This is a genomic window from Streptomyces griseus (assembly GCF_900460065.1).
Taxonomy (GTDB): Bacteria; Actinomycetota; Actinomycetes; order Streptomycetales; family Streptomycetaceae; genus Streptomyces; species Streptomyces griseus.
Genome location: NZ_UAVD01000020.1, coordinates 19,668 through 33,512 on the forward strand (window position 1 = coordinate 19,668; position 13,845 = coordinate 33,512).

The window sequence follows — 13,845 nt, forward strand, 5'->3', positions numbered from 1 at the left end:
CGGGATGCGAGTGCTCACACAGGACGGGGGTCGTGTGCACGCATCGACGCAACAGCGAACGGTGGGCCATCGGCCGTATTTCTTTCTGAGTTACGCCCATACGCCGGGGTACGGCGGCGGAACGGACCCCGATATGTGGGTCGAACGGCTTTTCCAGGACCTCTGCGGTCACGTGATGGCCATGACCGACTTACCCGCGGGCGCGCCGGCGGGCTTCATGGACCGGGAGATACGTTCCGGGGAGGGCTGGTCGGAGCGGCTCGGCGACGTCCTCGCCACCTGCCGGGTCTTCGTCCCGCTGTTCTCACCCCGCTACTTCGCCAGCGAGATGTGCGGCAAGGAGTGGTACGCCTTCGAACAGCGCGCCATCCACCAGCGCGCCCGCTCCAACCAGCCCGCCGAGGCCATCGTCCCGGCCCTCTGGGTACCCGTACCACCGAGCCAACTGCCGGGATCCGCCGAGCGGTTGCAGTTCAACCACCGTGATTTCGGGGAACGGTACGTCAGCGACGGCCTGTACGGCCTGATCAAGCTCAGACTCTTCGCCGAGGAGTACGAACGGGCCGTCTACGAACTGGCCAAACGCATCGTGAGCGTCGCCGACTCGGTACGCATCGACACCGGCCGCCCCGTCGACTACCGCCTCGCGCCCAGCGCCTTCGGCTCCCCGAGCAGCGGAGTCGGCGCTCCCCGGCCGATGCAGATCACCATCGCGGCCCCCACCCGGCACGATCTGCCCGAGGGCCGCAACAGCGACCACTACGGGGACCACCCGCAGGACTGGAACCCCTACTACCCGGCCGCCGCGCGCCCCCTGGCCTATGTGGCGGAGGAACTGGTCCGCTCCCTCAACTACCAGGCCGTCATCACCTCGTTCGACGAGGACCGCAACGACGGCAAGACCTCGCCCAGCACCCCCGAGATCCTGCTCGTCGACCGCTGGGCCCTCCGGGACGAGGACCACCGCCGCAGGCTCGCCGCCTTCGACGCCGAGAACCGGCCCTGGGTGACCATGGTCGTCCCCTGGAGCCGTGACGACCACCAGAGCAGAGCGGCGGAGAGCGAACTCACCCAGCAGCTCGAAGCGACCATGCCGATCAAGATGGGCCAGGGCCGGGCCCTGTGCCGGGCGGCCGCCAAAGGGGTGCCCACCATGGAGGCGTTCGGCCAGCTCCTGCCCCAGGTGGTGGAGGTCGCCGCCCAGCAGTACCTCAAGCACGCCAAGGCCTACCCGCCCGGATCCGGCGGCGGCTCCGGTGAGCGGACCCGGCTCACCGGCCCCATGGGCAGCACGCGTTACATCCCCGACCCGCACGACCCTGCGACGGAAGCGGAGGACCTATGAGTGCCGGTCGTGACGGGCGCATCGTCACCTTCTACTCGTACAAGGGCGGTACCGGGCGCACCATGGCGCTCGCCAACACCGCCTGGATCCTCGCGGCCAACGGCAAGCGGGTGCTGGCCGTCGACTGGGACCTGGAGGCCCCCGGGCTGCACCGGTTCTTCCACCCCTTCCTCGACCCGGCCACGCTCGGCGCCACCACCGGCGTGATCGACCTGATCACCGAGTACGCCTGGGCCGCGACCAGCCCCGCCCAGCGCCCCGAGGACTGGCACCGCGACTACGCCCGCATCCAGCCGCACGCCGTGTCACTGACCCCGGAGTCGCTCGGCTGGGAGTTCCCGCAGGGCGGCACGCTCGACTTCGTCTCCGCCGGGCGGCAGAACCGCGAGTACAGCGCCACCGTCTCCACCTTCGACTGGGACAACTTCTACGACCGTTTCGGCGGGGGCCACTTCTTCGACGCCCTGCGCGACGACATGAAGGCCAACTACGACTACGTCCTCATCGACAGCCGGACCGGCCTCAGCGACATCGCCGACATCTGCACGGTCCACCTCCCCGACGTGCTCGTCGACTGCTTCACCCTCAGCGACCAGTCCATCGACGGCGCGGCCTCCGTCGCCCGCCAGATCGCCGAGCGCAACACCGGCCGCCCCATCGCCCTCTACCCGGTGCCGATGCGCATCGACGAGGGCGAGAAGGAGAAGGCGGACGCCGGACGGGCGCTGGCCCGGCTCAAGTTCGACCGGCTGCCGCGCGACCTGTCCGGCGACGAACTCACCGCCTACTGGGGTGCGGTGGAGATCCCCTACCGGCCCTACTACGCCTACGAGGAGACGCTCGCCACCTTCGGCGACGAGGCCGGGCTCACCAACTCGCTGCTCTCCGCCTTCGAACGGCTCGTCGCGGTCATCACCGACCGGGAGATCACCTCGATGCCCCCGATCGGGGACGAGGTCCGCCTGCGGATCCGCGACGCCTTCACCCGGCGCAGGCCCGCCATGCCCGCCGATCTCTTCCTCAGCTACGTGGCGGAGAACCGGATGTGGGCCGACTGGCTCGAATCGATTCTCACCCGGGCCGGCTTCCGGGTGGTTCCGCGTGACGTCTCCGCCGAACGCTCCCCGGACGAGCCCGCCGACACCACAGCGGAGAACGCCGCCCGTACCGTCGTGCTGCTCTCCAGCGCCTACCTGAAGTCCCAGCGCGCGGTCGAACTGTGGGAGCGGACCGCCACGGAGGCCGTCGGCAGCGGCCGTCGCCGGCTGGTCCCCCTGCGGATCGGGGACGTACGCCTGAGCGCCCCGTACATCGACCGCAACCCGGTCGACCTCTTCCGGCTGGACGAGGTGCACGCCACCACCGCCGTGATGCGGGCCCTGGACCGCCCGGTCCAGGTGACGGACGGGGTGTCGCCCGGGCCCCGCTTCCCCGGCACGGTGCCGAGGATCTGGAACGCGCCGCCCCGCAACCCCGGCTTCACCGGCCGCTCGCTCGTCCTGGAGCGGATGCGCGACCAGCTCGGCGGCGGCCTGGCCGTCGTGCTGCCGCAGCCGCAGACCCTGTACGGACTGGGCGGCGTCGGCAAGACCCAGGTGGCCCTGGAGTACGTGCACCGCTTCATGGCCGACTACGACCTCGTGTGGTGGATATCGTCCGAGCAGACCGACGACGTGGTCGCCTCGCTCGCCGAGCTCGCGGTCCGGCTCGGCGCCCAGGGCGGCGACGACATGGCCGCCGCCTCCCAGGAGGCCGTGGACCTGCTGCGGCGGGGCGTGCCCTCGGACCGCTGGCTGCTGGTCTTCGACAACGCGGACGACCCCGAGCAGCTGCGCCGCTACTTCCCGCAGGGAGGCTCCGGCCACATCCTGGTGACCTCCCGCAACCTGAGCTGGTCCCAGCACGGGGACGCGCTGCCCGTGGACGTCTTCCTGCGCGAGGAGTCGATCGAGCACCTCCAGCGCCGGGCGCCGGGGCTCGGCTTCGAGGACGCCGACCAGGTGGCGGACGCCGTGGGCGACCTGCCGCTCGCCGTGGAGCAGGCCGCCGCCTGGATCGCGGAGACCGCCACCCCCATCGACGCCTATCTCGAACAGCTCGCCCAGCAGGCTCCCCAGGTCCTCGGGCTCAACCAGCCGGCCGGCTACCCGGAACCGGTCGCCGCGACCTGGAACATCTCCATCTCCCGGCTCAAGGAGCGCTCACCCGCCGCCGTGCGGCTGCTCCAGCTCTGCGCCTTCTTCGCCCCGGAGCCGATCTCCGCGAACCTCCTCTACAGCAAGGAGATGATCGACGCGCTGAAGCCGTACGACTCCTCGCTCCAGGAGAAGCTGGTGCTGGGGCGGGTCATCAGGGAGATCGGCCGCTTCGCCCTCGCCAAGGTCGACCAGGTCTCCAACTCCATCCAGGTCCACCGCCTCGTCCAGGCCGTCATCAAGGCGCAGCTCAGCGAGGAGGAGCAGCGCGAGGCCCGGCACGTCGTCCACCGCATCCTCGCCGGGGCCCGGCCCGACGACGACGAGCCGATAGACAACCCGGAGACCTGGCCGCGCTTCGCCACGATCTGGCCGCACCTGGGCCCCTCCGACGCCCGCAACTGCACGGAGCCGGAGACCCGCAGGCTCCTGATCGACCGGGTCCGCTACCTCTGGAAGCGCGGTGACATCAGGACCGCGGGGGCGCTGGGCGACGAACTGCGCGACATCTGGCGCGAGAAGCTGGGCGTCAGCGATCTGCAGTACCTCTACCTCTGCTTCCACCTCTCCAACATCCTGCGCACCCGCGGTCGTTACGTCGAGGCGAAGGAACTGGACGAGATCACCCTGGAACGCCAGCGGGCGGTGCTGGGGCCCGAGCACCCGCACACGTACATGACCACCAGCAGCCTGGCCATCGACCTCGGGCTGCTGGGGGACTACGCGCGGGCGATCGAGATGGCCACCGAGGCCCACGAGGGCTTCGGGCAGATCTTCCACGACTCCCACCCCCGGACGCTCGCCGCCGCCAACAACCTGGCCCTGAACCTGCGCAGCGTCGGCCAGTACGCCCGCGCCCGGGAGATCGACCAGGACGTCTACGACCTCCGCTCCCAGGTGCTGGGACCGGAGCACCCGTACAGCCTCTCCTCCGCCATGAACCTCGCCCGTGACCTGCGGGAGGTCGGACGGTACGAGGATTCGGTGGTGCTGCTCAGCACCGCGTACAACAGCTTCAAGGAGAAGATGGGCCGCAGCTTCCCCGCCACGCTGAGCGCCGCCAAGAGCCTCGCGGTGTCGTTGCGCAGGGCGGGCCGGCTGGAGGACGCCCGCCGGCTCACGGTGGCGACCCGTGCGCGCTACCGGGCGAAGTACACCATCGCCAACCCCGATTCGCTGGCCTGCGACCTCAACCTCGCCGCGGACCTGTTCGCGGCGGGCGAGAGCGCCGAGGCGAGGGACGCGGCGCAGGAGGTCGTGGACCAGTACATGAAGGTGCCGGGGGAGAAGCACCCGTACACCCTGGCGGCGCAGAACAACCTCGGTGTCTATCTGACGGGGGCCGGGGAGCCGGAGGCGGCGGAGCGGGTGCTGAAGCTGGTCGTCGCGGGCATGCGGGAGGCCTTCGGCCGGGAGCACCCCAACACCCTGTTCTGTGTGATGAACCTGGCCAGCGCGACGGCGGACCGAGGTGAGCTGGACATCGTGCTGGAGACCGAGCAGCGGCTGTCCGGGCAGTTGCGCGAGGCGCTCGGGGCGCACCATCCCGAGACCCTCGCGATGACCTCGAACATGGCGGTCACGCTGGGCGCCCTGGGGCGCGAGGACGAGGCGGTGCAGTTGCGGGCGGACCTCGTCCCCGAGCTGGCGCGGCAGCTCGGCGACGACCATCCGCTGGTCCGGATCGCCCGGACCGAGGAGCGGTTCCGGCGGGAGCTGGAACCCATGTCGGTGTGACCGGCCGTGCCGGGAGGGCTCACCCTCCCGGCACGGCAGCCCGCAGCGTCCGGCGGGGGTGTTCCCGCGCGTCCAGCAGCCAGTCCAGGATGCGGGGCAGCATGGGGAACGCGTCGAAGTGGGCCGCCGACGGTTCGAGTACGGCGGTGGCTCCCGGGATCTGCCCGGCCAGCCAGCGCGAGTGGCCGACCGGAGCGAAGACGTCCTGCACCCCGTGCCAGAGGAGCACCTCGCCGGTGATCCGGGACGGATCGAACCCCCAGGGGCTGGAGAACGCGAGGGCGTCGTCGATCCAGCCGTACGCCGAATGCCGCAGTCCCTCGCTGTAGTTGCGCAGCAGCATGGACCGGATCCCCGCGTCGTTGACCACCAGGCGGTCGGAGGCGGTCAGCTCCCGGCGCAGATCGTCCAGGAGCCGGACCGGGTTCCGCCGGATCTGGGCCGAGCGGACGATGAAGGACTCCGCCAGGCTGTCCGGGTCGTCCGCCGCCGTGGAGTACGCGAGGACGTTGGACGCGGTCATCCCCTCGAACCAGTCGAGACCGGCCGCGTCCGGGGGCGCCAGGCTGACCAGCGCCGCGGTCCGGGTGATCCGTTCCGGCATGAGCGCCGCGCAGGCCAGGGCGTGCGGGGCGCCGCCGGAGCGGCCCACCACGGCGAACCGGTCCAGCCCCAGCGAGTCGGCGATGGCCCGGACGTCCTCGACGACGTCCTTGATCCGGCGGCCCTCGTGCCGGTCGCTGTCGCCGTATCCGGGGCGGTCGTAGGCGATCAGCTGCGTATGGCGCTGGTAGAGCACCATGCCCCGGGGAGCGGGCCCGAGCCTGCTGCCCGGGGTGCCGTGCAGCAGGAAGACCGGTCTTCCTCTCGGGTCCCCCATCCGCTCCACCATCAGATGCCGGCCATCCGCCGCGAGCACCCGATTGCGCACCCGTTCCTCCTCAGCTCGGTCACCCGGCCGGCCCGGGCACGGTGTGCCCGGCGCGTGCTGCCCTTTCGATGATGACCCATCAGGGGCGTTACCGGGACTGCCGGGCGACAGGAACTGTGCGGGGAGGGGGAGGCTCCCGGCGGACGATTCGCCGCGGCATCCCGACGGCCGGGCACGCCATCCGGATCCGCGCCGTCGAATACCGGACAGGACTAGTCCTCACCCAGGGGCCGTCAACGGTCGCACCGAGTGTTCGCGATCGGAACCGACGTGGTGCGACCGGGGGAGGTGAACGCCTCGCGTGCGAAGCGTCGCTGTCGTGTGCACGTCTGGAAGTCGACCTTGTGTGCGTTTCGCGGCGTCGGAATAGTGGGCGCCCCATCCTCCGTGTACGGGCACCCCACTTGCTCCGTGCACGGCCCCACAGGAGGTCGAAGTTGAAGCATCGACGCATATCCAGGAAGCGCGCGACGCTGGCCGGCTCGGCCGTCGTCGCCCTGGTCGCAGCGGGATTCACGTTCCAGACTGCGAACGCCAGTGACGATGTACCGGCGTTCGGGGCCAAGACCCTCAGCGCGGACGCGGCCGGAAAGCTGGCCACCACCCTCGATCGTGACCTGGGCGCGGACGCGGCCGGCTCGTACTACGACGCCACGGCGAAGACCCTCGTCGTGAACGTCGTCGACGAGGCGGGCGCCGAGCAGGTCCGCCAGGCGGGCGGCAAGGCCAGAATCGTGGAGAACTCCCTCGCCGAGCTGAAGTCGGCCCGGGGGACCCTCACCGAGAAGGCGACGATCCCGGGAACCTCCTGGGCGGTCGACCCGGTGAGCAACAAGGTGCTCGTCACGGCCGACAGCACGGTCGACGGCGCGGCCTGGAAGAAGCTCTCGGCCGTGGTCGAGGGGCTCGGCGGCAAGGCCGAACTCAACAGGACAGCGGGCGAGTTCACGCCGCTGATCGCGGGCGGCGACGCCATCTGGGGCTCCGGCTCCCGCTGCTCGCTCGGCTTCAACGTGGTCAAGGGCGGCGAGCCGTACTTCCTCACCGCCGGCCACTGCACCGAGTCGGTCACCAGCTGGTCGGACACCCAGGGCGGCTCGGAGATCGGGGCCAACGAGGGCTCCAGCTTCCCGGAGAACGACTACGGGCTGGTCAAGTACACCTCGGACACGGCGCACCCGAGCGAGGTGAACCTCTACGACGGCTCGACCCAGGCGATCACCCAGGCGGGCGACGCGACGGTCGGCCAGGCGGTCACCCGCAGCGGCTCCACCACCCAGGTGCACGACGGTGAGGTCACCGCGCTGGACGCCACGGTCAACTACGGCAACGGCGACATCGTCAACGGCCTCATCCAGACGACGGTCTGCGCCGAGCCCGGCGACAGCGGCGGCGCCCTCTTCGCGGGCGACACCGCGCTCGGTCTGACCTCGGGCGGCAGCGGCGACTGCTCCTCCGGCGGCACGACCTTCTTCCAGCCGGTTCCGGAGGCGCTGGCCGCCTACGGCGCCGAGATCGGCTGACGCTCCACCGCTTCGCGGCAGCACGGAGAGGCCCCCGGTGCACCGGGGGCCTCTCCCCTGTGCGGGGTGGCGCGGGCGGCCGGGAGGCCAGGCGGCCCCGTGGGCGTGTCACCGGCCGGGAGCGTGTGGGGGCGGGCCCGGTGTCAGGCGGCCGTGGACCCGCCCGTCGCGCGCGTCGCCCCCGCGCCTCCGTCGCCCTCCTGCCCCGTCCGGTGCCGCATCGACAGCAGCAGGGTCAGCGCCGTGCCGACGACGGCCCAGGCGGAGAGCACCAACAGGGGCCCGGTGACCGCGTTGCCCCGGAAGTAGGCGATCGAACGGGCCGTCCAGGTGCCCGCGCCCGGCGGGAGGGCCGGGCCGATCGCCCGCCAGAAGTCCGGGAGCATCGGCAGCGGGAAGGCGCCGCCCGCGCTCGGGTTGCCCGCGACGACGATGATCAGCACGGCCAGTCCGATGCCGACGATGCCGGTCAGCGCCTCCAGGGCGAGCGTGATCATGCCGACGGCGAAGACCACGAGGGCGCCGAGGCCGGCCAGGCCCCAGACGCTGCCCGGCAGGGCGCCGAGGATCGGGCCGATGATGACCGCGCCGCCGATGCCGCCCGCGACCGCGTACAGGGCCATGACCGCCGTCCGGATCACCGCCCGCTGCCGGTTGGCGGGCTTGGTCCCCGCGCTGATCGCCAGGATCGAGGCGCAGAGGTAGCCGCCCACGCACCAGCCGACCACGAGGTAGAAGGAGGAGAGTCCGTCGAAGTCCTCGGGCGAGGCCGGGGCCACGTCCACCGTCCGCACGGCCCGCTGCTGGGAGGCCGTGACCTCGGTGAGGATCCGCTCCAGCGAGCCGGACAGCACGGTCCCGCCGCCGGAGGCGACCAGCAGGGTGTCGGTCCGGCCCTCCGGCGAGACGATCAGGGCGCCGTCGATGTCGCGGTTCATGATCTGCTCGCGGGCCTCGGCGGCGCTGCTCACCGTGCGGGGGTCGAGCGGCCCGCCGGGCAGCCCGTCCAGCTGGGCGACGAGTTGGCGGGAGACCTGCTGCGGGGCCACCACCCCGAAGGCGACATCCGTCGGCTTGGGTTTGTGCAGCGCTCCGACGTAGGAGGCGATGAACAGCAGTTGCAGTCCGAGCACACCGATGACGAGCAGGGCGGCCCGTGGGGTGACGGCGTTCTTCACCTCGTCGACGAAAGTCATGCCCCCACGGTCCGGGCGGGGAGGGGTCCGCGCAGGCGGGGCGGGGCCGGATGGCGTAACCCGGTGGGCGCGGAGATCCTCCCGCCGGGGCGTGAGCCGGTCGCGCCGGCGGGGGCCTGGTCGCCGCCCGTGGCCCCGTGCCGCGATCCGCGGGGAGGCCCCGGCAGTTTTTACCGACGCGTAACTTCCCTCGCCACCTTACTCGTGCGTAATTTGGCATGAGCACATAAAGCTTGTGGTCCGGGCCACAGGGCGCACCGCCGTCGCACCTCCCTTGAGCCGCAAGGAGATCCCACGATGCTGCCCTGGATCCATGCCGCGCGCGTTCCCCGCACGCGCGGTCTGTTCGCCGCCCTGCTCCTCGCCCTCACCGTTCTCGTCGCCCCCGCGACGACCGCGACCGCGGCGGCCCCGGCCGCCGCCGAGGCCACCACCTCGCGCGGCTGGAACGACTACTCCTGCAAGCCCTCCGCCGCCCATCCCCGCCCCGTCGTCCTGGTCCACGGAACCTTCGGGAACTCGATCGACAACTGGCTGGTCCTCGCCCCCTACCTGGTCAACCGGGGCTACTGCGTCTTCTCCCTCGACTACGGCCAACTCCCCGGCGTGCCGTTCTTCCACGGCCTCGGGCCCATCGACAAGTCCGCCGAACAGCTCGACGTGTTCGTCGACAAGGTCCTCGACGCCACCGGCGCCCCGAAGGCCGACCTCGTCGGCCACTCGCAGGGCGGCATGATGCCGAACTACTACCTGAAGTTCCTCGGCGGCGCCGACAAGGTCAACGCCCTCGTCGGACTCGCCCCGGACAACCACGGCACCACACTGCTCGGCCTCACCAAGCTGCTGCCGTTCTTCCCCGGCGTCGAGAAGTTCATCACCGACACGACCCCCGGACTGGCCGACCAGATCGCCGGATCGCCCTTCATCACCAAGCTCACCGCGGGCGGCGACACCGTCCCCGGCGTCCGCTACACCGTCATCGCGACCAAGTACGACCAGGTCGTGACCCCGTACCGCACGCAGTTCCTGGACGGGCCGAACGTACGCAACGTACTGCTCCAGGACCTGTGCCCGCTCGACCTGTCCGAGCACGTGGCGATCGGGACCGTCGACCGCATCGCCTTCCACGAAGTGGCCAACGCCCTCGACCCGGCCCGGGCCACCCCGACCACCTGCTCCTCGGTCATCGGCTGACCCACCGGGCGACGACGACGGGCCGGGGTCCGCCGTCCGCCGGAGCGGATGGCGGACCCCGGCCCGTCACGGCCTGCCGCGCCCGACGTCCCGGAGGGACGCGGCAGGGGTCCGGGAGGGTGCCGCGGCGGTCAGCGGCTGTGGCGGCCGGCCGCCGCGGCGGCCCGTCGGCGCTGCGAGGCGAACAGCACGGCGGCGCCGGCGGCGAGGACTCCCGCGCCCCCGATCGCCAGATACGTGCTGCTGCCGGAACCGCCCGTCTCGGCGAGCACCTCTTCGGAGCGCGCCGCGTTGGCCTCCGGGGCGTTGCCCCCGGCCTTCTGCTCCGGGGCGGCCGGGGCGGCGGCGGTGACCTTCGCCCCGGTCTTCGCGTCGTCGTCCCCGTGGCCGTCGTGCTCGACCGACGACTTCTCGGAACCCTCGGCGATCGCGTCCTCGGACGGCGCGGAGGGGGCGGGCGCCGGGGTCTCGCCACCGGAACCCTGCTCCCCCTTCCCCTCCTCCTGCTCCACCGCGCCGCCGCCCGGCCCGCCCGGCGTACCGCCGCCGAACGTCACGTCGGAGCAGGCGTAGAACGCCTCGGGGGAGTCGGAGCGCTGCCAGATCGTGTAGACCAGCTGCCGCCCGGAGCGCTCGGGGATCGTCCCGTCGAAGACGTACGAACCGGCCTCCAGCGCCGGGTCGGTGGCCCGGGCGAAGGGCTTCGCCTCCAGGTCGGACCAGGCCAGCGGCTTCGCGGGGTCGTAACCGGGCTTGGTGAGGTACAGCTCGAACGACCCCCGGTGCGGGGCCGTCGCGCGGAACCGGAAGGTGTGCTCGCCCGCCGACACCGCGGTGGCCGGCCAGTCGGCGCGCGGCAGGTCCAGGCCCCGGAACTTGTCGTTGGCCGCGCTGCACAGCTTGCCGTCCGGGATCAGGTCACGGTGCTTGCCCGCCGCGTTGGCGATGTTCACCCCGTTCCAGTCGTACAGCGCCTGCGTGCCGCCCGCGGCGACCGCCGCCCGGCACGCCGCCGACGTCGGGCTCTCCGGCCCCTCGGCGAAGCACGCGGACACCCGGCTCACCGGGTCGGTGAGCGAACCGTGCGCGACGGCCGGGGCGGAGGCCAGACCGGCCAGTGCGAGCGGCGCGAACCCGAGGGCGAGAACACCGGCTGCCTTGCGACGAACGGTCATGGACGGAACTCCTTCGAAACGGCACAGCTGTGAGGGTGGCGCTCAGCAAGCTAGCCGCTCCGAAGGCCGGAAAAGCCTGGTGGGACGGGGTGGTGACGATCCTTATGGTCGCTTTAAGACAGGGTTAGGCATGGGCTCAGGCAGCCCCGCGCCCGCCGCCTCACCCCGTCCAGCGGTAGCGCCGCTCCGGCCGCCCCGTGCCTCCGTAGCGCAGGGTCACCTCGGCGCGGCCCGTTCCGGCGAAGTGCTCCAGGTAGCGGCGCGCGCTCACCCGGGACAGGGCCCCCACCTCGGCGCACTCCGAAGCGGACAGCCCGTCGGGGTGGCTGCGCAGGACGCGTTCCACGAGGTCGGCCGTGGGGGCGGCCAGCCCCTTCGGCAACTCGCGCGAGCCGGGCGGGCGGGTGCCGAAGATCTGGTCGACGTCCTCCTGGCGGGCCTCTCCCAGCCTGTCCAGGCGGGTGCGCAGCGAGGCGACGTGGCGCATCTGCTCCTGGAGCGCGGACCGGCTGAACGGCTTGATCAGATAGTGCAGGGCCCCCGCCCGCAGCGCCGCCCGGATCACCCCCGCGTCCCGGGCCGCCGTGATGAACAGGGCGTCCGCGCTGGGGCGCGAGGCGTCCCGCTCCTCCGCCGCACGCAGGGCGCGCAGCACCCCGATCCCGTCCATATCGGGCAGATAGATGTCCAGCAGTACCAGATCGGGGCGCAGCCGCTCGGCGGCCCGCAGGGCGTCGGCGCCGTTGTGCGCCACCCCGACGACCGCGAAGCCGTCCATAGCGGACACATAGCGGCTGTGCAGTTTCGCGACCATGAAGTCGTCGTCCACCACCAGCACAGTTGTCACGCCGCCACGCTAAGCGGCGACCGCAATGACCACAACGTCCGTTGATACCGGAAGAGAGACAGCTTCTTAACGCGCAGGCAACATGTGGGCCACTTCACAGCGAAAGGCGGAACCTGTGCGACTGCGCACTCTCCTCGCCCTGTTCGGGGCCGCGTTGCTGGTGGTGGTGGGACCACCCCTGCTGTCCACCGGTGACGGTTCCGACACCGGCACCCAGATTCCCGGGCTCCGCTTCATGGTCCCCAACACTCCCGGCGGCGGCTACGACATCACCGCGCGCACCCTGGCCAAGAACGCCGAGGACGCCGGACTCACCCACAACATCGAGGTGTTCAACCTGCCGGGCGCCGGCGGAACGGTCGGCCTGACCCGGCTCGTCTCGGAGCACGGCAACGGCAAGCTCGCGCTCTCCATGGGACTGGGCGTCGTCGGAGCCGTCCACACCAACAAGTCCCCGAGCACGCTGGCCGACACCACTCCGATCGCCCGGCTCACCGAGGAGCCGGACATCGTCGTCGTCTCCAAGGACTCCCCGTACCGGACCATCGCCGACCTGCTCGCCGCCTGGAAGAAGGACCCGGCCCGCGTCCCGGTCGGCGGCGGCTCCTCGCCCGGCGGCCCGGACCACCTCGCCCCGATGCTCATGGCGCAGGCGGCGGGCATCGCCCCGAGGACGGTCAACTACGTCCCCTTCGACGGCGGCGGCGAACTCCTCGCCTCCATCCTCGGCGACAAGGTCGGCTTCGGCGTCTCCGGCCTCGGCGAGTACCGCGACCAGATCGAGGCGGGCGAGCTGCGCCTGCTCGCGGTGACCGGCCCGAAGCGGGTGCCGGGCCTCGACGCCCCCACCCTGCGCGAGGCCGGACTGGACACCGAGTTCACCAACTGGCGCGGTGTCGTCGCCCCGCCCGGCCTCTCGCCGGCCGAACGCGACAAGCTCACCGGCCTGATCCGCGAACTCCACGGCACGAAGCAGTGGCAGGAGTCGATGAAGAAGAACGGCTGGGACGACGCCCTGCTCATCGGCGAGCCCTTCGGCGACTTCCTCGACGAGCAGAACCAGCGCGTCGCCACCGTCCTCAAGGAGCTGGGACTGTGACCACCGAACCCACCGGACCCACTGGTCCCATCGGTCCCACCGGACCCAAGGAAACCCCCGGCTCCGCGGCGCAGCCGGGCTCCGACGCCGCGCAGCAGGGGAACGCCCCCCTCGGCTGGTTGCGCGAACACTCCGAACTCGGCGTCTGCGTCCTCCTGTTCGGGCTCGGCGTGCTCGTTCTCACCGATGCCTTCACCATGAGCGTCGACATCGCCCAGCGCGGTCCCGTCGGCCCCCGCACGGTCCCCTTCGTCATCGGCGGCCTGTTCCTCCTCATCTCCGTCCTGCTCGCCGGCGACGTCCTGCGCGGTGGCCGGGGCGAGGCGGAGGGCGGCGAGGACGTCGACCTCGACGAACCGGCCGACTGGCGCACCGTCCTCCTGCTCACCGGCGTCTTCCTCGGCGCCGCCGTCCTGATCGGCCCCCTGGGCTTCCCGATCGCCGGGGCCCTGCTGTTCTGGGGCTCCGCCTACGCGCTCGGCAGCCGGCACCACGGCCGGGACCCGCTCATCGCGGCCGGCATCTCCCTCGCCACCTACTTCGTCTTCGACAACCTGCTCGGTGTCCCCCTTCCGGGCGGCCCGCTGATGGGGGTGCTCTGAC

At 71.7% G+C, this 13,845-nt stretch carries 10 protein-coding genes; 6 read left to right on the top strand and 4 right to left on the bottom strand.

The window, feature by feature from the left end; all coding sequences use genetic code 11:
* Positions 1-4 precede the first annotated feature (4 nt).
* On the top strand, positions 5-1,345 hold the full coding sequence (gene fsxC / locus DTB53_RS09025) for an FxsC protein (protein WP_012381520.1): 1,341 nt from the start codon (positions 5-7) through the stop codon (positions 1,343-1,345).
* Entirely contained in the window at positions 1,342-5,277 is a 3,936-nt protein-coding gene (fxsT, locus tag DTB53_RS09030) for an FxSxx-COOH system tetratricopeptide repeat protein (protein WP_012381521.1), read from the top strand. Before fsxC ends, fxsT begins: the two co-directional genes overlap by 4 nt.
* A 19-nt stretch (positions 5,278-5,296) precedes the next feature.
* Here the strand turns inward: fxsT and DTB53_RS09035 are convergent, their stop codons facing one another.
* On the bottom strand, positions 5,297-6,208 hold the full coding sequence (locus tag DTB53_RS09035) for an alpha/beta fold hydrolase (RefSeq protein ID WP_003970077.1): 912 nt from the start codon (positions 6,206-6,208) through the stop codon (positions 5,297-5,299).
* 437 nt (positions 6,209-6,645) lie between these two features.
* Here DTB53_RS09035 and DTB53_RS09040 point away from each other — a divergent pair, with 437 nt between their 5' ends.
* Positions 6,646-7,731 (top strand): S1 family peptidase, encoded by a 1,086-nt coding sequence (locus tag DTB53_RS09040; RefSeq protein WP_003970078.1) that lies wholly within the window; start codon positions 6,646-6,648, stop codon positions 7,729-7,731.
* 143 nt (positions 7,732-7,874) lie between these two features.
* On the opposite strand, the gene DTB53_RS09045 is transcribed toward DTB53_RS09040, so the two are convergent.
* Positions 7,875-8,927 carry a membrane protein gene (locus tag DTB53_RS09045; protein WP_012381523.1) on the bottom strand — a complete coding sequence of 351 codons (1,053 nt, stop codon included), beginning with the start codon at positions 8,925-8,927 and terminating at the stop codon, positions 7,875-7,877.
* Positions 8,928-9,224: 297 nt separating this feature from the next.
* Here DTB53_RS09045 and DTB53_RS09050 point away from each other — a divergent pair, with 297 nt between their 5' ends.
* The gene (locus tag DTB53_RS09050; RefSeq protein ID WP_012381524.1) at positions 9,225-10,121 is read left to right on the top strand and encodes an esterase/lipase family protein; all 897 of its coding nucleotides are present in this window, start codon (positions 9,225-9,227) and stop codon (positions 10,119-10,121) included.
* Between the two features lie 131 nt (positions 10,122-10,252).
* Here DTB53_RS09050 and DTB53_RS09055 read toward each other — a convergent pair whose 3' ends face one another.
* Together DTB53_RS09055 and DTB53_RS09060 are read right to left on the bottom strand one after the other, a co-directional pair.
* A complete protein-coding gene (locus DTB53_RS09055; RefSeq protein WP_012381525.1) occupies positions 10,253-11,296 on the bottom strand; it encodes a lytic polysaccharide monooxygenase auxiliary activity family 9 protein in 1,044 nt (347 codons plus the stop codon).
* A 160-nt stretch (positions 11,297-11,456) separates the two neighbouring features.
* Positions 11,457-12,134 carry a response regulator gene (locus DTB53_RS09060; RefSeq protein WP_003970082.1) on the bottom strand — a complete coding sequence of 226 codons (678 nt, stop codon included), beginning with the start codon at positions 12,132-12,134 and terminating at the stop codon, positions 11,457-11,459.
* Positions 12,135-12,258: 124 nt separating this feature from the next.
* Between DTB53_RS09060 and DTB53_RS09065 the strand changes: the two genes are divergently transcribed.
* Complete coding sequence (locus DTB53_RS09065; protein ID WP_003970083.1) at positions 12,259-13,242, top strand: Bug family tripartite tricarboxylate transporter substrate binding protein; 984 nt, start codon at positions 12,259-12,261, stop codon at positions 13,240-13,242.
* Positions 13,239-13,844 (top strand): tripartite tricarboxylate transporter TctB family protein, encoded by a 606-nt coding sequence (locus DTB53_RS09070; protein ID WP_003970084.1) that lies wholly within the window; start codon positions 13,239-13,241, stop codon positions 13,842-13,844. The genes DTB53_RS09065 and DTB53_RS09070 overlap by 4 nt, the downstream gene beginning before the upstream one ends.
* Position 13,845: the final 1 nt, after the last annotated feature.